Raw genomic sequence first — 21,759 nt, forward strand, 5'->3', positions numbered from 1 at the left:
AAAATCGCTATGATTTTTATAGGACGTTATCAACGTGGTACCACCTAAGTTTATCTGCTCCTCAAAAAAGCAGACCTCGATGTTTTAACGGCCATCGCCGTATCTGCCTAGCCAAATCAGGTTCAGTCAGATATCACTCGAAGACGAGTTCGAAAGGTGTGCTGTGCATTTCCACCAACCATGCACTCTCTAAAAGTCCCACCGTACTTCTACTATTCCTTCTCAAACGTGAAAGTTTCTTTGCACTTATCCTAACAAAAATCATTAGGAATAGCAATCTATTTTACCCTAACTGTTTGTCCTGGGTAAATAAAGTTATTTTGAATATTGTTCCATTGAATAAATTGATCCGTCGTGATGCCAAACTTATCTGCGATCCCCCAAACGGAATCACCCGATGCGACCTTGTAAGTACCATTTGTCGCTGAAGTGCTGGTAGTAGCTGCCGTGCCGCCTTGCTTGACGACCACCTTTTGTCCTGGATAGATAAAATCATTTTTGATGTTGTTCCAGTTGCGGAATTGGTCCATCGAAATCCCGTGTTTATTGGCAACTGACCAGACTGAATCACCCGCTGCCACCGTATAGGTGTTGCCTGCAGCACTGCTGCTGGTTTGGCTGCTGACGGTCGTGCTCGTTGTTGTACTTGTACTCGTTGCGGAACTACCACTGACGACAACTTTTTGTCCTGGGTAGACAAAATCATTTTTGATATTGTTCAAACTGCGGAATTGATCCATGGAGATCCCATGTTTATTGGCGATCGACCAGACTGAATCACCAGAAACTACGGTATAGGTATTGCCTGATGTAGTTGCTGAAGTATTACGATTGACGATCGATACCGTAGAAGTTGCCGAAGTGCTTTGGGTGCTGCCGTTGACTTTCAACGTTTGCCCTGGATAAACAAAATCATTTTTGATGTTGTTCAAGCTGCGCAACTGGTCCATGGAGATGCCATGTTTGTTAGCGATCGACCATACAGAGTCGCCCGAAGCGACTGTATACGTTTGACTGCCGCTCGTGCTGACAGCCGCCGTTGTAGTCGTAGTATTGGTTGATGCGCTAGCTGTGGCACCACCACCGGCATTGCCAGAAGCAGGTGTGTCGTATTGCGTCAAACCAAATTGTTGGATCACTGCATTCAGGGAAGAAGCATAATTGGGTGCAGTCGCATAGCGGCCTGCTAGCCATGCGGTTGCATCAAGATATGAAGTCGTATTGCTTTTCCAAGCGCCAGAATAATATGAAACGCCGCTTTGTAAAGAGGTTGAGCGTAAAGTACGTGCGTTATCTTCGAATGATTGCGTGTATGATGGGTAGCGCTTAAAGGGTTCATTCATAGTCAACCATTGATTGTTCAAGTACTCCAAAGTACTCATATAAACGGTTTGACCGTTGTAGCTGCCTTTGATCCCGAATAGATTATAATTCGGTGCTTTTGATAAACTGCTTCGGCCCCAACCACTTTCTAAAATGGCTTGTGCGATCATCACAGAAGCATATAAATCGTTGGCTTGTGCCACGGGCTGAGCGTAAGTAGCGATTTCGGCAATAAATGCGGAAGTATTCGGCGCGGCAAAATTGCTAGTAGAAACTTGGGCGATCGAGGTCTCTACGGCTTCTGCTTGAACCGATGACACCAATGGAGCTACAACAGAGCAAGCAGTCAGTGTCGTTCCTAAAACAACTGCACTTTTTTTGATCACTCGATACTTATCGCCCGATTGGTCTGCTTGACGATGTACTTTTCTTGATTGACTCGTGTTCATGTCCGTTATTCCTCCGTTTTTTCCTTATAGTGAACGTAGGTTTAGTATACAATTTCTTAAGAATTTATAAAAGGTATTTGAGCCGATTACAGAAACTGTAAACTCTTTGTAATCAAACGAACATTTATTGAAATGAAGAGTTTGTATTTAACCCAACGAAAAATATTCCTTGGCAGTGGGATGCTCCCTGAATGGTTCCCTGCTTTTTCCGTCTTGCGATAAATGCTATAATACCTTCTAGATGTCTCTTTGCTTGAAGGGACAGAAATTCTCTAGAAACGAGGCTTTTCCATGCATAAAAAACTTTATTTTCAATTTGCCGGCAGCTGCTTTTTACTGCTGTTCGTTTTTCTCGGCTATCTCGTGAAATTTTATCCTACTTGGTTGGTCTCCTTTGACGAAACCTTGACTCGCATCATCCGCACCGGCTATCCGTTTTGGACACCGTTTTTTCTATGGGTCACAAAATTTGCGAATCCTACCACGATCATCTTGCTCTTTCTTGCTGTTTTAGCCGTTTTAGTGATCAATAAATATTATGCAGAAGCACTATGGCTCAGTATCGGCACCATCGGGATTGCCGGGCTCTTTAATCCATTGATCAAACTGGTCTTTTTACGGGAGCGACCAACCCTTGAACACTTAGTCACGGAATCAAGTTTTAGTTTCCCCAGCGGACACTCGACAGGCAGTATGGTTTTTTATGGGACATTGCTCTTCTTGGTCCCAGTTTTCTTCAAGCAGCCTTTTTGGCAATGGGGACTCCGTATTCTGCTAGGCCTATTGATCAGTTGTATCGGCATCAGCCGCATCTATGTTGGCGTGCATTTTCCCAGTGATGTGTTAGGCGGTTTTTGTGTCGGCCTGTCTTGGCTACTGTTGACCTACCCTTACTACTTGCAAAAACGTTTTGTCTGGCGCTTCACGCGTAAACAATTATAAAAGAAGGTAAAAAAATGAATCCATTTCCTTATGCAGAAGATAAAAACAAACGATACCATTCATGGAACTTTGCTTTGCGGCAAGAATTTGGCGAAAAAATCTTTAAAGTTCCCATCGATGCGGGCTTCGACTGCCCCAATCGTGACGGCACCGTTGCCAAAGGCGGCTGTACATTTTGCAGTGTGTCCGGCTCTGGCGATATGATCGTAGCACCTGAAGCCCCGCTACCAGAGCAGTTTGAAAAAGAGATCGCCATGATGCACAAAAAGTGGCCGCAAGTGGACAAATACATTGTCTATTTTCAAAATTTTACGAACACCCACGCACCGGTGGCAGTGATCCGCGAGCGCTTCGAGCAAGTACTGACACTACCTGGTGTTGTCGGGATCTCCATTGGGACCCGACCAGACTGCTTACCAGCAGATGTCGTTGACTATCTGGCAGAGCTCAATCAACGCTTTTATTTATGGGTCGAATTAGGACTGCAAACGACGTTTGAAACCACGAGCAATGCCATCAACCGCGCCCATGATTATCAAACCTACTTAGACGGCGTCGCCAGCCTGCGCAAACACAATATTCGTGTCTGTACCCATTTGATCAATGGTCTGCCAGGCGAGACGATCGAGATGATGCAAGAAAACGTCCGACGCACCATTCAAGATTCTGATATCCAAGGCATCAAACTGCACCTGCTGCATTTGATGCGCAATACTCGGATGCTGCGGGATTATCATGAGGGACGTTTGCAATTGATGCGGCGCGATACCTATGTGTCATTGATCTGCGATCAGTTAGAAATGATCCCCCCAGAGATCATCATTCATCGCTTGACAGGCGATGCACCATGGGATTCTCTGGTAGGTCCAATGTGGAGTTTGAAAAAATGGGAAGTCTTGAATGAGATTGATCAAGAAATGCTACGCCGCAACTCCTATCAAGGGAAATTCAACGTGCGAAAGGAGCTTGTCAATGCTGCCGACCGCCATGCGCTATAGCCACACCCTTTTAAAAGAAGTTGTGCAACCGGGACATACCGCTGTTGATGCCACGATGGGCAACGGCTTTGACACGGAATTACTGGCTTCCTTAGTTGGGCCGACTGGTCAGGTGTTTGCTTTTGATATTCAAGAACAAGCCCTCCAAGCCACCAAAAAACGTTTGACTGAAAAAGAGCTGTTGGCGCAAGTCCAGCTGATCCATCAAGGCCATGAGACGTTGGCAGATGTTGTGAGCGGTCCGGTTCACGCCGCCATTTTCAATTTAGGCTACTTGCCGAAAGGGGACAAAGCGATCATCACGCTGCCTGATACAACGAAAACGGCTTTAGAAGCTTTACTGACACGTTTAGCCCCGAAAGGTAGAATCATCCTGGTCTGCTATTATGGACACGCTGGCGGCGAAGCAGAGCTGAAAGAAGTCCACTCCTTTTGTCAGCAGCTGCCGCAAGAGGAATACAATGTCCTTTCCTATCAATTTATCAATCAGCGCAACCAGCCGCCGATCTTATTTTGTATCGAACGAAAAAACCATCAGTCCTCGGCACGTTAAGGTGTCGATCGACTGATGGTTTTTTTATTCACTAAAAAGCCATTGCAGGACTCGTTGGATCCATTGATCCCAGAAATTCCAATCATGATCCCCAGTTCCCGATTCAAACGTTACGGCTATTTTGCGTTTTTGCAGCTTGTCCACCGCATACTCACTTGCCGGGTACAGTTGATCCTCGGTTCCGCAGCTAATAAAAAAGCGCGGCGCGGTGCTTGGATCGATGGTCTCAATCAGATGGATCAAATCATTTTCTGACCCTTTGAATTGCTCTAAAGGGCCAAAGATTCCTTCCCAATAAGCTTGGCTTCGCAGCTGCAGCAAGGAATCCATGCTTTCAGCCAGCGCTAATGCGCCAGACAAAGACGCTACCGCCGCAAACTGGTCAGGCTTGCGCAGCCCAAGTTTTACTGCACCATAGCCCCCCATCGAGAGACCTGCTGCAAAAGTTTTTTCTCGTTTTTGCGTCAGTTGAGGAAACAGTTCATGACAAATTTGTGGTAATTCTTCGGCGATAAATGTCCAATACTTCATTTCGTAGGTCGTATCGGTATACCAGCCCAGATCAGTAGACGGCATGATGACCGCTAGTTGATACTCTGCGGCATATCGCTCGATTGACGTCCGTCGCTGCCAGACACTATGATTTCCGTTCATCCCATGCAATAAATAAAGCACCGGGAGATCTGTGCCCGTCGATTGGCTTTGGGTGCCGATTTTTTTCTTGGTACTTTGAGGCAAGATCACATCGATCATTACCTCCATTTCAAGAACATTTGAATAGATATTTGCTTGTAAAAAAGCCATACAATCACCTGCGATCCTTTTTTTATATTGTACCAGATTCTCGCGAAATCGTGCGGGTCAAACCAATCGCTAAAACAATCAACAAAACACCGATCCCAAAAACCCAGTGTAGACCGCTATAAAGAATCTCCCGTAATTGCCCTAATAAGGCTGTTGGCAGCTGACGCGCGGCGGCTGGATCTACCAGCTGATTCATGACACTGCTATCAGTGACTTGCGCCTGTGCCAAGCCCACGCTATTGCTGGTGTTTAAAACGATACCGAAGACCGCCACCATAATGGTTTGCCCGATCGTTCGCAGCAGGGTATTAAAAGAAGTCGCCACGCCGACTTGGGTGGGTGCAACGCTGGTTTGGGCAGTAACGGTACAAACCACCATCGTTGCCCCTAATCCGACGCCCGTAATAGAAGAAATCACCAAGAACAACCAGAATGATGTCTGTGCCGGTGTCAAAAACAACCACAAGGCACCGGTAGCCGTGATCACTAAGCTAACCGTCAAGACCCAACTGACACTGTGTTGTGTCAACCAACGGCTGGCTAAGAAGGAACCAATCATCCATAAAATCGACAACGGTGCCAACACAAGCCCGCCAATCCCCGCACTCATGCCTAATACCCCTTGCATCCACATTGGGATATAAACATCGATCCCCATCAGGAAGCCGCTAGCCAAAGCTGCTACGATGTTTACCACCACAAATAGTTTTGAGTGGAACAGCTTCAGATCAATAATCGGATCTGCTGCTTTTTTCTCCACACGAATGAAGCCGATAAACGTGAGGACAGAAAAAACGAACAGACCGATAACAGGCAGACTTACACCATAATCTCCTAGCAATTGGAAGCCTAGCAGGAGCCCTACTAACGTCAACATCAACAAGAGACTGCCTGCATAATCAATGTTGACTGCAGCAAAGGCCTTTTTTTCTTCATGAAAATAAAACCAAATTAAGGCGATCAACCCTAATCCGATGGGCACGTTGATAAAGAAGATCCAATGCCACCCGATCGTATCTACGATCAATCCACCGGCTAAGGGACCAACGACACTGGCGATCCCCCAAGCAGTACTATTGAGCCCTAAGACTTTCGCCCTCTTTTCAACAGGATACAGGTCCGCAATGATCGTTAGGGCAACGGGCATCATGGCCCCTGCGCCTAATCCTTGCAACGCTCTGGCAATGATCAACGTCAACATTGTGTTGGCCATCCCACAAAACGCCGACCCGATAATAAACAGCAGCGTACCAAATAGAAAGACTGGTTTGCGGCCGATGTTATCGGCAAACTTGCCGTAGATCGGGGTCAACATCGCACTGGTCAAAAGATAGATCGAGAAGACCCAGTTCATGATCTCGATCCCTTTCAATGAACTAACGATGGTAGGCATCGCTGTCGTAATGATCGTTCCTTCGATCGCGGTCATAAACGTTGCGACAAAGACCGCAATAGTGACTAATTTTACATTGGTTCGCATGTAACTCCTCCTTTTACTCCAAAAAAAAGAACCCCTATCGATAGTCATCAATAGAGGTCGCCTCTTTTAATCCTTCACACTTGCCAAAAGTGCCGCCACCTTGTCGGTGCGTTCCCATGGCAAATCGATATCTGTACGACCGAAATGTCCGTAAGCGGCAGTCTGACGATAAATCGGACGGCGCAAATCTAACATTTCAATAATTCCTGCTGGTCGCAAATCAAAGTTTTCTCGTACTGCTTGGATCAAGCGCTCGTTGCTGACGGTTCCGGTACCAAAAGTGTTGATGCTGATCGAAACGGGCTGTGCCACACCGATCGCATAGGCTAATTGGACTTCCACTTTTTTGGCTAGCTTTGCTGCTACGATGTTTTTGGCAATGTAGCGAGCCGCATAGCTGGCTGAACGGTCAACTTTGGTTGCGTCTTTTCCAGAAAACGCACCGCCACCATGACGAGCATAGCCGCCATAAGTATCAACGATGATTTTTCTGCCTGTCAAACCGGCATCCCCTTGAGGACCGCCGATCACAAAACGACCAGTAGGATTAATATAATATTTTGTCTGCTCGTCTAAAAGATCGGCAGGAATCACTTCTTTGATCACTTTTTCAATGACATCACGGTGGATCGTTTCATTATCAGCCGCATCATCATGCTGAGTACTAATAACGACGGTGTCCACTCTTTGTGGTTGATCGTTATCATCATATTCAACAGTTACTTGCGATTTTGCATCTGGACGCAAGTAGCTTAGTTCATTGTTTTTACGCAACTCTGCTAATCGACGGACTAACCGATGACTCAATGCGATTGGTAAAGGCATCAATTCAGGTGTTTCATCAACGGCAAAACCAAACATCAAGCCTTGGTCACCGGCACCGATATCTTCTTTATCCGTTTCTCCGCGACTTTCTAAAGCATCGTCAACGCCTTGAGCGATATCTGGTGATTGCTCATCGATCGCTACCAAAACAGCAACCGTATCGCCGTCAAAGCCGAATTTTGCTCGTGTATAGCCGATTTCTTTTATGGTTTCTCGGACGACTTTTTGAATATCTACATAAGCAGAAGTAGAAATTTCTCCAAAGACTAAAACCAATCCGGTGGTAACTGACGTTTCGCAAGCGACCCGTGCCATTGGATCTTCGGCAAGCAACGCATCTAAGATGGCATCACTGATTTGGTCGGCTACTTTGTCTGGGTGTCCTTCTGATACGGACTCTGATGTAAATAAGTGTTTCTCTGTCATTTTTGTATTCCCCCTAATATATGTTTCGGTTACAAGGCATCTTCGCAGCTGCGAATCCTTTCGGGAACTTGCAACGGACTGATTATAACAAATTTTGACCCTTCGTAGTTGAAAAATGATAAAAAAGATCATTTTTGGGTAATAAAAAAACACTCTCAAGAGTGTTTGCATGATCCGTACGGGATTCGAACCCGTGTTACCGCCGTGAAAGGGCGGTGTCTTAACCGCTTGACCAACGGACCAGTTTGAAAATGTAATGGGCCTAAATGGACTCGAACCATCGACCTCACGCTTATCAGGCGTGCGCTCTAACCAGCTGAGCTATAGGCCCCAAATAAAAAATGCAAAGCGGGTGACGAGAATCGAACTCGCGACAACAGCTTGGAAGGCTGTAGTTTTACCACTAAACTACACCCGCATTCCTATGGCGCGGGACAGAATCGAACTGCCGACACATGGAGCTTCAATCCATTGCTCTACCAACTGAGCTACCGAGCCAAAAACAACGGTCTGGACGGGACTCGAACCCGCGACCTCCTGCGTGACAGGCAGGCATTCTAACCAACTGAACTACCAAACCAGAAGCTTTGTATTGCTGCTTTGCCGTTAAACAAAGCGATTGCGGGAGCAGGATTTGAACCTACGACCTTCGGGTTATGAGCCCGACGAGCTACCAGACTGCTCCATCCCGCGATAAGTAATTACTTTTCAGTAATTAAAGGACTGTGATTCTTTTGCTCGCAACAAAAGAGACAGTTAAGGAGGATAAGGGATTCGAACCCTTGCACGGTTTTACCCGCCTGACGGTTTTCAAGACCGTTCCCTTCAGCCGGACTTGGGTAATCCTCCAAAAGTAAAAAATGATCCGTACGGGATTCGAACCCGTGTTACCGCCGTGAAAGGGCGGTGTCTTAACCACTTGACCAACGGACCAATAAAAAAACGGAGAAGGAGGGATTTGAACCCTCGCGCCGGTTTCCCGACCTACACCCTTAGCAGGGGCGCCTCTTCAGCCACTTGAGTACTTCCCCAAATGTATGACTACATTTTGATGGGCCTAAATGGACTCGAACCATCGACCTCACGCTTATCAGGCGTGCGCTCTAACCAGCTGAGCTATAGGCCCCAAAAAATAAAAGCTAAAGCGGGTGACGAGAATCGAACTCGCGACAACAGCTTGGAAGGCTGTGGTTTTACCACTAAACTACACCCGCATGGCGGTCTGGACGGGACTCGAACCCGCGACCTCCTGCGTGACAGGCAGGCATTCTAACCAACTGAACTACCAAACCATATTTAGCTTTTATTGCGCTTTTGAAAACAAAAGCAATTGCGGGAGCAGGATTTGAACCTACGACCTTCGGGTTATGAGCCCGACGAGCTACCAGACTGCTCCATCCCGCGATAAGTAATTACTTTAGAGTAATTAAAAGACTGTAATTCTTTTGCTCGCAACAAAAGAGACAGTTAAGGAGGATAAGGGATTCGAACCCTTGCACGGTTTTACCCGCCTGACGGTTTTCAAGACCGTTCCCTTCAGCCGGACTTGGGTAATCCTCCATAATAAAACAGATACAATGCCACAATGGACCTTGTAGGACTCGAACCTACGACCGGACGGTTATGAGCCGTCTGCTCTAACCAACTGAGCTAAAGGTCCAGGCTCTTAAAAAATCGCGGCGGAGGGGATCGAACCCCCGACCTCCCGGGTATGAACCGGACGCTCTAGCCAGCTGAGCTACACCGCGTAAAAAAGAATCATTTATTCAAATGATATGGAGCCTAGCGGGATCGAACCGCTGACCTCCTGCGTGCAAAGCAGGCGCTCTCCCAGCTGAGCTAAGGCCCCTTTTGTAAAAGTATCGGGAAGACAGGATTCGAACCTGCGACCCCTTGGTCCCAAACCAAGTGCTCTACCAAGCTGAGCTACTTCCCGTTATTAAAGCGCGCCCAAGAGGAGTCGAACCCCTAACCTTTTGATCCGTAGTCAAACACTCTATCCAATTGAGCTATGGGCGCATATTATGAAATGCCGAGGACCGGAATCGAACCGGTACGGTGATCACTCACCGCAGGATTTTAAGTCCTGTGCGTCTGCCAGTTCCGCCACCCCGGCTGAAAAATTGCTAAGGCAAAGCGGAAAACGGGGTTCGAACCCGCGACCCCCACCTTGGCAAGGTGGTGCTCTACCACTGAGCTATTTCCGCGTATTCCTGATGCCGGCTAAAGGACTTGAACCCTCGACCCTCTGATTACAAATCAGATGCTCTACCAACTGAGCTAAGCCGGCAATGAAGTGCGGGTGAAGGGACTTGAACCCCCACGCCCGAAGGCGCTAGATCCTAAATCTAGTGCGTCTGCCAATTCCGCCACACCCGCATAGGTTATTACTATGAGTCGTACAGGGCTCGAACCTGTGACCCTCTGATTAAAAGTCAGATGCTCTACCAACTGAGCTAACGACTCATATGGGGGTTAACGGGATCGAACCGCTGACCCTCTGCTTGTAAGGCAGATGCTCTCCCAGCTGAGCTAAACCCCCATAAGGTAAAAAAAACGCGTGGCGACGTCCTACTCTCACAAAGGGAAACCCTTCACTACAATCGGCGCTAAGAAGCTTAACTTCTGTGTTCGGCATGGTTACAGGTGTATCCTTCTTGCTATCGCCACCACACTATTCAATTGAGTAAGTGTTGCTCACTCAAAACTGGATCGAAGAAATCAAAACTCTACGAGTTTACGTGCTTTTTTCTTTTTGGTTAAGTCCTCGATCGATTAGTATCAGTCCGCTCCAACCATCACTGGCCTTCCACTTCTGACCTATCTACCTGATCATCTCTCAGGGATCTTACTTTCTTAAAGAAATGGGAAATCTCATCTTGAGGTGGGCTTCACACTTAGATGCTTTCAGCGTTTATCCCTTCCCTACATAGCTACCCAGCGATGCCTCTGGCGAGACAACTGGTACACCAGCGGTAAGTCCATCCCGGTCCTCTCGTACTAAGGACAGCTCCTCTCAAATTTCCAACGCCCGCGACGGATAGGGACCGAACTGTCTCACGACGTTCTGAACCCAGCTCGCGTGCCGCTTTAATGGGCGAACAGCCCAACCCTTGGGACCGACTACAGCCCCAGGATGCGACGAGCCGACATCGAGGTGCCAAACCTCCCCGTCGATGTGGACTCTTGGGGGAGATAAGCCTGTTATCCCCAGGGTAGCTTTTATCCGTTGAGCGATGGCCCTTCCATGCGGAACCACCGGATCACTAAGCCCGACTTTCGTCCCTGCTCGAGTTGTAGCTCTCGCAGTCAAGCTCCCTTCTGCCTTTACACTCTTCGAATGATTTCCAACCATTCTGAGGGAACCTTTGGGCGCCTCCGTTACCTTTTAGGAGGCGACCGCCCCAGTCAAACTGCCCATCTGACACTGTCTCCCAGCCCGATAAGGGCTGCGGGTTAGAGTGGCCATAACGCAAGGGTAGTATCCCACCATTGCCTCCATCGAAACTGGCGTCCCGATCTCTACGGCTCCTACCTATCCTGTACATGCGGTACAGACACTCAATATCAAACTACAGTAAAGCTCCATGGGGTCTTTCCGTCCTGTCGCGGGTAACCTGCATCTTCACAGGTACTAAAATTTCACCGAGTCTCTCGTTGAGACAGTGCCCAAATCGTTACGCCTTTCGTGCGGGTCGGAACTTACCCGACAAGGAATTTCGCTACCTTAGGACCGTTATAGTTACGGCCGCCGTTTACTGGGGCTTCAATTCGTACCTTCGCTTACGCTAAGCACTCCTCTTAACCTTCCAGCACCGGGCAGGCGTCAGCCCCTATACGTCATCTTTCGATTTTGCAGAGACCTGTGTTTTTGATAAACAGTCGCTTGGGCCTATTCACTGCGGCTGCTCGTTAGAGCAGCACCCCTTCTCCCGAAGTTACGGGGTCATTTTGCCGAGTTCCTTAACGAGAGTTCTCTCGCTCACCTTAGGATTCTCTCCTCGACTACCTGTGTCGGTTTGCGGTACGGGCCGTTGTTTTCTCACTAGAAGCTTTTCTTGGCAGTGTGACATCAGAAGCTTCGGTACTATTATTTCCCTCCTCATCACAGCTTGTCCGTATAGGTAGAAGCATTTGACTCCTACCAAGACTTACTGCTTGAACAGACATATCCATCAGTCTGCACTTCTTAGCCTCCTGCGTCCCTCCATTGCTCAAACAAAAACAACGGGTACAGGAATATCAACCTGTTGTCCATCGCCTACGCCTGTCGGCCTCGGCTTAGGTCCCGACTAACCCTGGGCGGACGAGCCTTCCCCAGGAAACCTTAGTCATTCGGTGGACAGGATTCTCACCTGTCTTTCGCTACTCATACCGGCATTCTCACTTCTAAGCGCTCCAGCAGTCCTCACGATCTGCCTTCAACGCCCTTAGAACGCTCTCCTACCAATGCACCTAATGGTGCACTCCACAGCTTCGGTAAACTATTTAGCCCCGGTACATTTTCGGCGCAGGGTCACTCGACTAGTGAGCTATTACGCACTCTTTAAATGGTGGCTGCTTCTAAGCCAACATCCTAGTTGTCTGTGCAACCCCACATCCTTTTCCACTTAATAGTTATTTGGGGACCTTAGCTGGTGGTCTGGGCTGTTTCCCTTTCGACTATGGATCTTATCACTCACAGTCTGACTCCCGGATATGAATGAATGGCATTCGGAGTTTATCTGAATTCGGTAACCCGAGATGGGCCCCTAGTCCAAACAGTGCTCTACCTCCATCATTCTCAATTCCGAGGCTAGCCCTAAAGCTATTTCGGAGAGAACCAGCTATCTCCAAGTTCGTTTGGAATTTCTCCGCTACCCACACCTCATCCCCGCACTTTTCAACGTACGTGGGTTCGGTCCTCCAGTGCGTTTTACCGCACCTTCAACCTGGACATGGGTAGATCACATGGTTTCGGGTCTACGACAACATACTCATTCGCCCTATTCAGACTCGCTTTCGCTGCGGCTCCGTCTCTTCAACTTAACCTCGCATGCTATCGTAACTCGCCGGTTCATTCTACAAAAGGCACGCTATCACCCATTAACGGGCTCTAACTTGTTGTAGGCACACGGTTTCAGGATCTATTTCACTCCCCTTCCGGGGTGCTTTTCACCTTTCCCTCACGGTACTGGTTCACTATCGGTCACTAGGGAGTATTTAGCCTTGGGAGATGGTCCTCCCGGATTCCGACGGAATTCCTCGTGTTCCGCCGTACTCAGGATCCTCCTAGGTGTTATCCAAATTTCGCCTACGGGGTTTTTACCCTCTTTGACATACTTTTCCAAGTATTTCGACTATCTGAATAGACTACCATATCGGAGTCCTACAACCCCAACAAGCAAGCTTGTTGGTTTGGGCTTTTCCCGTTTCGCTCGCCGCTACTCAGGGAATCGAATTTTCTTTCTCTTCCTGCAGGTACTTAGATGTTTCAGTTCTCTGCGTCTACCTCGACTGCGCTATGTATTCACGCAGACGTAACATCCTATAAAAGATGCTGGGTTTCCCCATTCGGAAATCTCTGGATCATAGCTTACTTACAGCTCCCCAAAGCATATCGGTGTTAGTCCCGTCCTTCATCGGCTCCTAGTGCCAAGGCATCCACCGTGCGCCCTTATTCACTTAACCTTTGACCTTACGGTCGGTTTTGAGTACTTCTTCTAGCGATAGAAGGTTGCTCAAGAAAATAAGCGTTGAACTTATTAAAAAACTCTTTTAACATTTCAACTCGGTGTGTGTTACTTGTTTTGATTTTTTCTTCGATATCCAGTTTTCAATGAACAAAGCATAACGACCATTGTCGTTAATGGAGCCTAGCGGGATCGAACCGCTGACCTCCTGCGTGCAAAGCAGGCGCTCTCCCAGCTGAGCTAAGGCCCCGGGTATTTACTTGAGAGTAGACCTCTCAAAACTGAACAAAGGCAAACGATGTGTAGTCTTCCGAAATATTCCTTAGAAAGGAGGTGATCCAGCCGCACCTTCCGATACGGCTACCTTGTTACGACTTCACCCCAATCATCTATCCCACCTTAGGCGGCTGGCTCCAAAAAGGTTACCTCACCGACTTCGGGTGTTACAAACTCTCGTGGTGTGACGGGCGGTGTGTACAAGGCCCGGGAACGTATTCACCGCGGCGTGCTGATCCGCGATTACTAGCGATTCCGGCTTCATGTAGGCGAGTTGCAGCCTACAATCCGAACTGAGAGAAGCTTTAAGAGATTAGCTTAGCCTCGCGACTTCGCAACTCGTTGTACTTCCCATTGTAGCACGTGTGTAGCCCAGGTCATAAGGGGCATGATGATTTGACGTCATCCCCACCTTCCTCCGGTTTGTCACCGGCAGTCTCGCTAGAGTGCCCAACTAAATGATGGCAACTAACAATAAGGGTTGCGCTCGTTGCGGGACTTAACCCAACATCTCACGACACGAGCTGACGACAACCATGCACCACCTGTCACTTTGCCCCCGAAGGGGAAGCTCTATCTCTAGAGTGGTCAAAGGATGTCAAGACCTGGTAAGGTTCTTCGCGTTGCTTCGAATTAAACCACATGCTCCACCGCTTGTGCGGGCCCCCGTCAATTCCTTTGAGTTTCAACCTTGCGGTCGTACTCCCCAGGCGGAGTGCTTAATGCGTTTGCTGCAGCACTGAAGGGCGGAAACCCTCCAACACTTAGCACTCATCGTTTACGGCGTGGACTACCAGGGTATCTAATCCTGTTCGCTCCCCACGCTTTCGAGCCTCAGCGTCAGTTACAGACCAGAGAGCCGCCTTCGCCACTGGTGTTCCTCCATATATCTACGCATTTCACCGCTACACATGGAATTCCACTCTCCTCTTCTGCACTCAAGTCTCCCAGTTTCCAATGACCCTCCCCGGTTGAGCCGGGGGCTTTCACATCAGACTTAAGAAACCGCCTGCGCTCGCTTTACGCCCAATAAATCCGGACAACGCTTGCCACCTACGTATTACCGCGGCTGCTGGCACGTAGTTAGCCGTGGCTTTCTGGTTAGATACCGTCAAGGGATGAACATTTTACTCTCATCCTTGTTCTTCTCTAACAACAGAGTTTTACGATCCGAAAACCTTCTTCACTCACGCGGCGTTGCTCGGTCAGACTTTCGTCCATTGCCGAAGATTCCCTACTGCTGCCTCCCGTAGGAGTCTGGGCCGTGTCTCAGTCCCAGTGTGGCCGATCACCCTCTCAGGTCGGCTATGCATCGTTGCCTTGGTGAGCCGTTACCTCACCAACTAGCTAATGCACCGCGGGTCCATCCATCAGTGACGCAAAAGCGCCTTTCAACTTTCTTCCATGCGGAAAATAGTGTTATACGGTATTAGCACCTGTTTCCAAGTGTTATCCCCTTCTGATGGGCAGGTTACCCACGTGTTACTCACCCGTTCGCCACTCTTTTTCTTTCGGTGGAGCAAGCTCCGGTGAAAGAAAAAGCGTTCGACTTGCATGTATTAGGCACGCCGCCAGCGTTCGTCCTGAGCCAGGATCAAACTCTCATAATGATTTGTTTGAATGACCATACGGTCATTAAGCTCATAAAAATTAACTTTGCTAGCTATTGCTTGCATGTATTTGTTTCAATAAATTGAAACGTCCTACACATTGGTTCGTTTGCTTGCTTTGTTCAGTTTTCAAAGGTCTACAGTGCTGTGTTAGCAACTTTTATATCATATCAGAGCGACGTTTGATTGTCAACTCTTTTTTAAAAGTTTTTTTCGCTCGTTGTTTTTCAACTTCGCAGCGGCTGTCTCAGCGACTTCATTAGAATAACAAATGATTTGTTATTTGTCAACAACTTTTTTTAATTAATTTTGTTGATGTATCAACATCGATTAACTATTTTAAAATTGCGACTTCGTTATAATATCATCTGTCGAGCTGTGCGTCAACCACTTTTTTCAATTCTTTTTACGAATTCATTTCAGTCATTTGGCACATGTAATAATATACCAACTAAATCCCTTGCGGTCAATCATTTTCTATGGCTTTTTTTAATTTTTACAAACCCGTCTAATCACATTGAATCCAGCTTTTATCGTTCGTATTTAATCCGTTTCCTAGCATCTGTCCTAACGTATTTCCCTCTATTTCCTCGCAGTTTTTCTCTCTGGCTCAGTAGACAATAAAAAAGCCGCCCATCTCTTGCGAGTGGACGGAGCTTTTTTATCTCATTGTCGGGAATAATAAAACGTCACGAATCGATTGTGCATCGGTCAACAACATCACTAAGCGGTCGATCCCGATCCCTAATCCACCAGTTGGCGGCATACCGTATTCAAGTGCTTCTAAGAAATCTTCATCCACCCCATGGGCTTCATCATTTCCTGCTTCGCGCTCTTTTTCTTGTCCTTCAAAACGTTCTCTTTGATCGATTGGGTCATTCAATTCCGTGAAGGCATTCGCAAATTCACGACCAACGATAAATAATTCAAAGCGATCCGTAAAGCGTTCATCTTCTGGATTCTTTTTCGCTAATGGCGAAACTTCCACTGGATGACCAAAGACAAAGGTTGGCTGCTGTAACGTTTCTTCAACAAATGTCTCAAAGAATTCATTGATGATATGGCCAACAGTCATGGCATCAGTGATTTCAACATGATGTTCTTTCGCTAAACTACGCGCTTCTTCAACGGACATTGGTTGCCAGAAATCAACACCTGTTTGATTTTTGATTGCATCGACCATATGGATTCGTGCAAAGTCGCTAGCTAAATCGACTTCTTGTCCATCGTATTGGATCGTTGCTGTATGCAAGACTTTTTCAGCAGCATTACGGATAATGCCTTCTGTCAAATCCATCACATCTTTGAAATCTGTATATGCTGTATACGCTTCTAGCATCGTAAACTCGGGATTATGGGTCGTATCGATTCCTTCATTTCGGAAAACGCGGCCGATCTCATAGACTTTTTCCATGCCACCCACGATCAATCGTTTCAAGTGAAGCTCAAGTGCGATTCGTAAATACAGATCCATGTCTAAGGCATTGTGGTGTGTAATGAAGGGACGAGCCGCTGCACCACCTGCTTGATTATGCAATACTGGCGTTTCGACTTCGATATATCCATGTCCGTCAAGGTAACGACGAATTTCGCTAATGATTTGGCTTCGTTTCATGAAACGATCAAAGCTCTCTTTATTACTGATCAAATCCAAGTAACGTTGACGGTAGCGTTGTTCTACGTTCGTCAAGCCATGGTATTTGTCTGGCAATGGACGCAATGCTTTGGATAAGATCACGATTTCTTTGGCTTTGATGGTCACTTCGCCAGTGTCGGTCTTCATGATTTCACCAGATACACCAAAGAAATCACCTAGATCTGCATGCTTGAATACTTCGTAAGGTTCGTCCCCGACTTGGTCTTTACGTACATATATTTGAATACGGCCTTCGCGGTCTTGTAAATGCGCAAAACCAGCCTTCCCTTTTCCACGTTTTGTAACGATTCTTCCTGCAATGCTTGCTGAAAGATTCATTTCGGCTAATTCTTCTTTGGTTCTTTGATCAAATAACTCATGTAACTCGGCAGAATTATGGGTGCGTTCGAATCGCTTGCCAAAAGGATCAATGCCTTCTTCCCGTAGTTTTTCCATCTTTTCACGGCGAACCAACATTTGATCATTCAATTCTTCTTGTGTTTGTCGTTCCTCTGTCACGAGTTTTCCTCCATTCTTAACTTGGGTTTCCTTCTTATAATGCCAATGATGACGCAAAAAATCAAGCCGAACTTTCGAATCGACTTGATTTGTTTCTTATTCCTTAAAAGTTGCTACCGGCTGTTTTTCGGTCTTCTCTACAAATGCATCCAATAAATCAAAAATCGTTTGCTTATCTTCTGCTTGATTGATAGCTGCCTTCACTTTGGCTGCCCGTGAAATACCTTTTAAGTAGTACGCAGCATGTTGGCGGAATTCTCGCGAAGCGATTTTTTCCCCTTTTAGATCAGCCAACCGTTCTAAATGAAGTTTCGCTGTCGAAATTTTTTCTCGTGGTGTTGGTTCCGGCAATAACTCGCCTGTCTCCAAGTATTGCTTGGTGCGGTGGATCATCCACGGATTGCCTAAGGCTGCCCGTCCGATCATCACTGCATCAGCGCCGACTTCTTCCAACATTCGTTTCGCATCTTCAGGGGTTCTGACATCGCCGTTGCCCATAAAAGGAATGGTGATACTTTGCTTCACTTGTTTCAAAACGTCCCAATCAGCCGATCCTTCATACATCTGTACACGGGTTCTGCCATGCATACCGATTGCTGCGGCACCCGCTGCTTCCGCGGCTTGGGCATTCTCAACCGCAAAGACGTGCTGCTCATCCCAACCGATCCGCATTTTGACGGTAACGGGCTTGTCGATCGCACTGGAAACAGCATGGACCATTTCATAAACCTTGTCGGGATCTAAAAGCCACTTCGCACCAGCTTCTGCTTTGATGATTTTGTTTACAGGACACCCCATATTGATATCAATGATATCGGCAGTTGTGTTCTCTGCGACAAATTGCGCTGCTTCTACTAAGGATGCTTTATTCCCACCAAAAATCTGAATACTAAGAGGATGCTCGGTCTCGTCAATAAACAGCATCTCAAGGGTCTTCTTGTTACGCAGTTGAATCCCTCGATCACTGATCATCTCACAGACGACTAAACCCGCGCCAAATTCTTTGACTGTCACACGAAACGCAGAATTGGTGATCCCTGCCATTGGCGCAACGACGACGCGGTTAGGAATCTCAACCGAGCCGATCTGCCATGTCTGTCTATCTTTCACTTACGCTTCCGCCTCTTTCTTCAACGCCGCCAATTCCGTTTCATCAAAATGATACTTGTTGCCACAAAACGAGCAGACTGCCTCTGCCCCATGATCTTCATCGATCATTGCTTGGATCTCCTCAGCCCCTAAGGTGATGATCGCTGTCGCAAATTTTTCTTTCGTACAATCACAGTGGAACTGGACGGGCATTTTTTCTAGTACTTCGATCGTCGTGTCTGGTAACAATGTCGCTAAGACCTCTTCTGGTGATTGGCCTTCATCGATCAAGGTTGACACTCGAGGCAATTCTCCCAAACGTTTTTCGATGGCATCAATGATCTCTTCACTGGCACCAGGCATGATCTGTAGCATAAATCCACCGGCTGCCCGAATCGAATCATCGGTTTCTACTAATACACTCAGACCAACAGCAGAAGGAATCTGTTCTGACACTGCTAAATAATAAGTAAAGTCTTCCCCAAGTTCCCCAGAGACGATCGGTGTTTGTCCAGAGAAAGGTTCTTTTAGCCCTAAGTCTTTGATTACGGTAAAAATTCCTTGGTCTCCCACTGCGCCCCGAACATCCAATTTTCCTTGAGGATTCAATGGCAGACTGATCTGTGGATTTTTTATGTATCCTTTTACGTCCCCACGGCCATTGCTGTCTACGACGATTGCCCCAGCAGGACCATTTCCTTGAATTTTGACGGTCAATTTGTCTTCCCCTTTTAAGGTACTGCCTAATAACAAACTTCCCACCATCGCTCGCCCTAAAGCAGCAGATGCCGTATTCCATGTTTCATGGCGTCGTTGTGCTTCGGCGATCGTCTCTGTTGCCGATACGGCGTATGCTCGGACGAAGCCGTCATATGCGAGTGCTTTTACTAAATAATCCTTCATCTTGATTCTCCTTTTTATTCATTAATGAATCATACTAGGAAGCGCCGCTTTTTTCAACTGAATGTGTTTGAATTTAAGAAAAGTCTTCTTAAATAGAAACAAAAAGGCGCCGAGTTTCCTCGGCGCCTTGATACGTCTTGTTTTAGGCGTTATCATCTTTGTTTTCTTGATCAGTCGGTTGGCTTTCGCTATTGCGGCGAACGTCTTCCAATTGTTGATCAAAATCGTTTGATGATGCATCTTCGCTGTGTTTTTCTGCAGCTTGCTTCTCTGCATCTTTTTCTTCCAGCGCACGTTTCGCTTCTTCAAACGTTTGGGCTTTTTCACTAGGATACTCAGAGCTTTCAGTCCCTGCAGGCATTTTGCCTTCTTCAAACAAGGATTTGATTGCTTTAGCATCCAATGTTTCATGTTCAAGTAGTTTTTCAGCGATCAATTTGTGTTGGGCACGATGTTCTTCAATGATTTCATGGGCTTTTTGATGGGCATCCATTAAAATCTTGCGAACTTCTTGATCAATTTCAAAGGCAACTTGTTCAGAGTATGCTTTTGTTTGACCGTAATCGCGACCGACAAAGACTTGATGGTTTCCTTCATATTGAACTGGACCTAATTTATCGCTCATTCCATATTCTGTCACCATGCTTCTTGCAAGCGCAGTTGCTTGTTCAAAGTCATTGGAAGCCCCCGTTGATTGCACACCGAAGATGATTTCTTCAGCCGTACGTCCACCTAGCAAGCCAACGATTTGTTCAAACATATCTTCTTTAGTCATCAAGAATTGATCTTCTTTCGGCAAGGCGATCATGTACCCACCAGCTCGCCCCCGAGGAATGATGGTTACTTTGTGTACCACACGGGCACGACTCAAGACTAAACCAACAATGGTATGTCCTGCTTCATGGTAAGCAACCATTTCACGTTCGCGTTTGTTGATGACACGGTCTTTCTTCGCAGGACCAGCGATCACGCGGTCTTCTGCTTCATCGATATCTGAAGCATCGATTTTTTTCTTGTTACGACGAGCAGCAACTAAGGCGGCTTCGTTCAAGACGTTTTCCAGATCCGCACCGGCAAAGCCCGGTGTTTGTTGGGCAACGACTTTCAAATCAACATCATCTGATAAAGGTTTGTTCCGAGCATGAACACGGAGGATTGCTTCACGGCCTTTCACGTCTGGACGACCAACTAAAATCTGACGGTCAAAACGACCTGGACGCAGCAACGCTGGATCTAGAACATCCGAACGGTTCGTTGCGGCAATGACGATCACGCCTTCATTCCCATCAAAACCATCCATCTCAACCAATAATTGGTTCAATGTTTGTTCCCGCTCATCATGTCCGCCACCCATACCGGCACCACGTTGGCGACCGACGGCATCGATTTCATCGATAAAGATGATGGCTGGTGCATTTTTCTTCGCTGTTTCAAATAAGTCACGTACCCGGCTTGCACCGACACCGACAAACATTTCAACGAAATCTGAACCAGAGATCGAGTAAAACGGTACGCCAGCTTCACCGGCAACGGCTTTGGCTAGCAACGTTTTCCCGGTTCCCGGAGGTCCCTCAAGTAAGACACCTGCTGGGATACGGGCACCTAATTCAACGAAACGTCGAGGATCTTTCAAGAATTCCACGACTTCGACAAGTTCTTGTTTTTCTTCTTCTGCACCGGCTACGTCTGAAAAACGTACGCGGTTGGCTTTTTTGTCCGCTTCTTTGGCTTTTGATTTGCCAAAGTTCATCACACGGCCGCCACCGCCACCGCCGCCGCCTTGTTGGCTCATCATCATATAGAAGAAGAAAATGATGATCACAAGTGGTAAGAAGCTAACCAAAAGCGATAACCAAATACCACTGTTGGATTCTTCTTCGATGGTAGTTTTGACCCCTTGTGCTGAGGCCAGACTGGTGACTTCGCTCAGCGTAGAATCATTTGGTAAAATGATCGTTGAAAAGCGGGTCGAACTCGCCTGTGTATTGCCTAAAACAGACAAGCTGTTGTCATTGCTGACAGTTTGTTCTTCATTGTATTCACCCACGATTCGATAAACACCGTTAGCGGGTTGGACAGTAAATTGTTTGACCTTCCCGTCTTTCAGTTGTTCTGTAAACGTGGAGTACTCGATCGTTGGGGTCTGCTGATTGCCATTTCCAAAAATGAAATAAACGACCATGACCATCGCCAACAAGACAAGTACATAATATAAGGTATTTTTTACCATACCGTTATTTTTCTTATTCATGCG

At 47.0% G+C, this 21,759-nt stretch carries 10 protein-coding genes, 26 tRNA genes, 3 rRNA genes, 1 pseudogene, 1 riboswitch and 1 other annotated feature; of the genes and pseudogenes, 3 read left to right on the forward strand and 37 right to left on the reverse strand.

Annotated features, from left to right (window positions below; genetic code table 11):
- Positions 1 to 16: 16 nt before the first annotated feature.
- Positions 17 to 236 (reverse strand) — a binding site (T-box leader).
- A gap of 42 nt (positions 237 to 278) precedes the next feature.
- Positions 279 to 1,772 carry a LysM peptidoglycan-binding domain-containing protein gene (locus tag IGJ26_RS14900; RefSeq protein WP_430599707.1) on the reverse strand — a complete coding sequence of 498 codons (1,494 nt, stop codon included), beginning with the start codon at positions 1,770 to 1,772 and terminating at the stop codon, positions 279 to 281.
- Positions 1,773 to 2,063: 291 nt separating this feature from the next.
- Here IGJ26_RS14900 and IGJ26_RS14905 point away from each other — a divergent pair, with 291 nt between their 5' ends.
- The 3 genes from IGJ26_RS14905 to IGJ26_RS14915 are packed head-to-tail and all read left to right on the forward strand — an operon-like array spanning position 2,064 to position 4,265.
- Positions 2,064 to 2,714 carry a phosphatase PAP2 family protein gene (locus IGJ26_RS14905; RefSeq protein ID WP_008382009.1) on the forward strand — a complete coding sequence of 217 codons (651 nt, stop codon included), beginning with the start codon at positions 2,064 to 2,066 and terminating at the stop codon, positions 2,712 to 2,714.
- A gap of 14 nt (positions 2,715 to 2,728) precedes the next feature.
- On the forward strand, positions 2,729 to 3,712 hold the full coding sequence (locus IGJ26_RS14910) for a TIGR01212 family radical SAM protein (protein ID WP_005233367.1): 984 nt from the start codon (positions 2,729 to 2,731) through the stop codon (positions 3,710 to 3,712).
- Complete coding sequence (locus tag IGJ26_RS14915) at positions 3,687 to 4,265, forward strand: tRNA (mnm(5)s(2)U34)-methyltransferase (RefSeq protein WP_176273436.1); 579 nt, start codon at positions 3,687 to 3,689, stop codon at positions 4,263 to 4,265. Before IGJ26_RS14910 ends, IGJ26_RS14915 begins: the two co-directional genes overlap by 26 nt.
- A 24-nt stretch (positions 4,266 to 4,289) precedes the next feature.
- On the opposite strand, the gene IGJ26_RS14920 is transcribed toward IGJ26_RS14915, so the two are convergent.
- The 36 genes and pseudogenes from IGJ26_RS14920 to ftsH all read right to left on the reverse strand — a co-directional run.
- The gene (locus IGJ26_RS14920) at positions 4,290 to 5,069 is read right to left on the reverse strand and encodes an alpha/beta hydrolase (RefSeq protein WP_086316636.1); all 780 of its coding nucleotides are present in this window, start codon (positions 5,067 to 5,069) and stop codon (positions 4,290 to 4,292) included.
- Positions 5,070 to 5,091: 22 nt separating this feature from the next.
- Entirely contained in the window at positions 5,092 to 6,549 is a 1,458-nt protein-coding gene (locus IGJ26_RS14925) for an MDR family MFS transporter (RefSeq protein WP_005233363.1), read from the reverse strand.
- Between the two features lie 66 nt (positions 6,550 to 6,615).
- Complete coding sequence (gene metK / locus IGJ26_RS14930; protein ID WP_005233362.1) at positions 6,616 to 7,800, reverse strand: methionine adenosyltransferase; 1,185 nt, start codon at positions 7,798 to 7,800, stop codon at positions 6,616 to 6,618.
- Positions 7,798 to 7,879, reverse strand: a riboswitch (SMK box riboswitch). (Overlaps the previous gene by 3 nt.)
- Before the next feature lie 91 nt (positions 7,880 to 7,970).
- Positions 7,971 to 8,042, reverse strand: a tRNA-Glu gene (locus tag IGJ26_RS14935).
- 15 nt (positions 8,043 to 8,057) lie between these two features.
- Positions 8,058 to 8,131: transfer RNA gene (locus IGJ26_RS14940), tRNA-Ile, on the reverse strand.
- 16 nt (positions 8,132 to 8,147) lie between these two features.
- Positions 8,148 to 8,218, reverse strand: a tRNA-Gly gene (locus IGJ26_RS14945).
- Positions 8,219 to 8,225: 7 nt separating this feature from the next.
- Positions 8,226 to 8,298 (reverse strand) — tRNA-Phe (locus IGJ26_RS14950).
- A gap of 8 nt (positions 8,299 to 8,306) precedes the next feature.
- Positions 8,307 to 8,380: transfer RNA gene (locus tag IGJ26_RS14955), tRNA-Asp, on the reverse strand.
- A 39-nt stretch (positions 8,381 to 8,419) separates the two neighbouring features.
- Positions 8,420 to 8,493: transfer RNA gene (locus IGJ26_RS14960), tRNA-Met, on the reverse strand.
- A 66-nt stretch (positions 8,494 to 8,559) separates the two neighbouring features.
- A tRNA-Ser gene (locus IGJ26_RS14965) sits at positions 8,560 to 8,649 on the reverse strand.
- Positions 8,650 to 8,661: 12 nt separating this feature from the next.
- Positions 8,662 to 8,733 (reverse strand) — tRNA-Glu (locus IGJ26_RS14970).
- A gap of 10 nt (positions 8,734 to 8,743) precedes the next feature.
- Positions 8,744 to 8,831 (reverse strand) — tRNA-Ser (locus tag IGJ26_RS14975).
- A gap of 21 nt (positions 8,832 to 8,852) precedes the next feature.
- A tRNA-Ile gene (locus IGJ26_RS14980) sits at positions 8,853 to 8,926 on the reverse strand.
- Between the two features lie 17 nt (positions 8,927 to 8,943).
- Positions 8,944 to 9,014 (reverse strand) — tRNA-Gly (locus IGJ26_RS14985).
- A gap of 1 nt (position 9,015) precedes the next feature.
- Positions 9,016 to 9,092, reverse strand: a tRNA-Asp gene (locus IGJ26_RS14990).
- A 38-nt stretch (positions 9,093 to 9,130) separates the two neighbouring features.
- Positions 9,131 to 9,204: transfer RNA gene (locus IGJ26_RS14995), tRNA-Met, on the reverse strand.
- 66 nt (positions 9,205 to 9,270) lie between these two features.
- Positions 9,271 to 9,360: transfer RNA gene (locus tag IGJ26_RS15000), tRNA-Ser, on the reverse strand.
- A gap of 26 nt (positions 9,361 to 9,386) precedes the next feature.
- Positions 9,387 to 9,460, reverse strand: a tRNA-Ile gene (locus IGJ26_RS15005).
- Between the two features lie 14 nt (positions 9,461 to 9,474).
- Positions 9,475 to 9,548, reverse strand: a tRNA-Met gene (locus tag IGJ26_RS15010).
- A 28-nt stretch (positions 9,549 to 9,576) separates the two neighbouring features.
- A tRNA-Ala gene (locus tag IGJ26_RS15015) sits at positions 9,577 to 9,649 on the reverse strand.
- 13 nt (positions 9,650 to 9,662) lie between these two features.
- A tRNA-Pro gene (locus IGJ26_RS15020) sits at positions 9,663 to 9,736 on the reverse strand.
- Positions 9,737 to 9,745: 9 nt separating this feature from the next.
- Positions 9,746 to 9,819 (reverse strand) — tRNA-Arg (locus IGJ26_RS15025).
- Between the two features lie 11 nt (positions 9,820 to 9,830).
- Positions 9,831 to 9,916: transfer RNA gene (locus IGJ26_RS15030), tRNA-Leu, on the reverse strand.
- Positions 9,917 to 9,935: 19 nt separating this feature from the next.
- Positions 9,936 to 10,007 (reverse strand) — tRNA-Gly (locus tag IGJ26_RS15035).
- A 10-nt stretch (positions 10,008 to 10,017) separates the two neighbouring features.
- Positions 10,018 to 10,090: transfer RNA gene (locus IGJ26_RS15040), tRNA-Thr, on the reverse strand.
- A gap of 7 nt (positions 10,091 to 10,097) precedes the next feature.
- Positions 10,098 to 10,179: transfer RNA gene (locus tag IGJ26_RS15045), tRNA-Leu, on the reverse strand.
- Between the two features lie 14 nt (positions 10,180 to 10,193).
- A tRNA-Lys gene (locus IGJ26_RS15050) sits at positions 10,194 to 10,266 on the reverse strand.
- A 3-nt stretch (positions 10,267 to 10,269) separates the two neighbouring features.
- Positions 10,270 to 10,342, reverse strand: a tRNA-Val gene (locus tag IGJ26_RS15055).
- A 16-nt stretch (positions 10,343 to 10,358) separates the two neighbouring features.
- Positions 10,359 to 10,474 (reverse strand): 5S ribosomal RNA (rrf, locus tag IGJ26_RS15060).
- A gap of 81 nt (positions 10,475 to 10,555) precedes the next feature.
- Positions 10,556 to 13,470: ribosomal RNA gene (locus tag IGJ26_RS15065) — 23S ribosomal RNA — on the reverse strand.
- 179 nt (positions 13,471 to 13,649) lie between these two features.
- Positions 13,650 to 13,722 (reverse strand) — tRNA-Ala (locus tag IGJ26_RS15070).
- A gap of 76 nt (positions 13,723 to 13,798) precedes the next feature.
- A 16S ribosomal RNA gene (locus IGJ26_RS15075) occupies positions 13,799 to 15,358 on the reverse strand.
- Together the 16S, 23S and 5S rRNA genes with 26 tRNA genes alongside form the textbook arrangement of a ribosomal RNA operon.
- A gap of 661 nt (positions 15,359 to 16,019) precedes the next feature.
- On the reverse strand, positions 16,020 to 17,513 hold the full coding sequence (gene lysS / locus IGJ26_RS15080) for a lysine--tRNA ligase (protein WP_005230758.1): 1,494 nt from the start codon (positions 17,511 to 17,513) through the stop codon (positions 16,020 to 16,022).
- Between the two features lie 96 nt (positions 17,514 to 17,609).
- Entirely contained in the window at positions 17,610 to 18,623 is a 1,014-nt protein-coding gene (gene dusB, locus IGJ26_RS15085; RefSeq protein ID WP_005233357.1) for a tRNA dihydrouridine synthase DusB, read from the reverse strand.
- Positions 18,624 to 19,505 carry an Hsp33 family molecular chaperone HslO gene (gene hslO, locus IGJ26_RS15090; protein WP_005233356.1) on the reverse strand — a complete coding sequence of 294 codons (882 nt, stop codon included), beginning with the start codon at positions 19,503 to 19,505 and terminating at the stop codon, positions 18,624 to 18,626. It abuts the gene before it with no gap.
- Positions 19,506 to 19,754: 249 nt separating this feature from the next.
- Positions 19,755 to 21,756 (reverse strand): annotated as a pseudogene (ftsH, locus tag IGJ26_RS15095) (ATP-dependent zinc metalloprotease FtsH); the annotation flags it as partial.
- Positions 21,757 to 21,759 lie beyond the last annotated feature (3 nt).

The sequence above is a fragment of the Enterococcus sp. AZ095a genome, assembly GCF_050546735.1.
Lineage (GTDB): Bacteria > Bacillota > Bacilli > Lactobacillales > Enterococcaceae > Enterococcus_D > Enterococcus_D entomosocium.

Excerpts from the sequence above, each read along its gene's own strand:
- hslO (WP_005233356.1), bottom strand. The coding sequence starts at position 19,505 with ATGAAGGATTATTTAGTAAAAGCACTCGCATATGACGGCTTCGTCCGA.
- IGJ26_RS14905 (WP_008382009.1), top strand. The coding sequence starts at position 2,064 with ATGCATAAAAAACTTTATTTTCAATTTGCCGGCAGCTGCTTTTTACTG.
- metK (WP_005233362.1), bottom strand. The coding sequence starts at position 7,800 with ATGACAGAGAAACACTTATTTACATCAGAGTCCGTATCAGAAGGACAC.
- IGJ26_RS14925 (WP_005233363.1), bottom strand. The coding sequence starts at position 6,549 with ATGCGAACCAATGTAAAATTAGTCACTATTGCGGTCTTTGTCGCAACG.
- IGJ26_RS14910 (WP_005233367.1), top strand. The coding sequence starts at position 2,729 with ATGAATCCATTTCCTTATGCAGAAGATAAAAACAAACGATACCATTCA.
- IGJ26_RS14920 (WP_086316636.1), bottom strand. The coding sequence starts at position 5,069 with ATGGCTTTTTTACAAGCAAATATCTATTCAAATGTTCTTGAAATGGAG.
- IGJ26_RS14900 (WP_430599707.1), bottom strand. The coding sequence starts at position 1,772 with ATGAACACGAGTCAATCAAGAAAAGTACATCGTCAAGCAGACCAATCG.
- IGJ26_RS14915 (WP_176273436.1), top strand. The coding sequence starts at position 3,687 with ATGCTGCCGACCGCCATGCGCTATAGCCACACCCTTTTAAAAGAAGTT.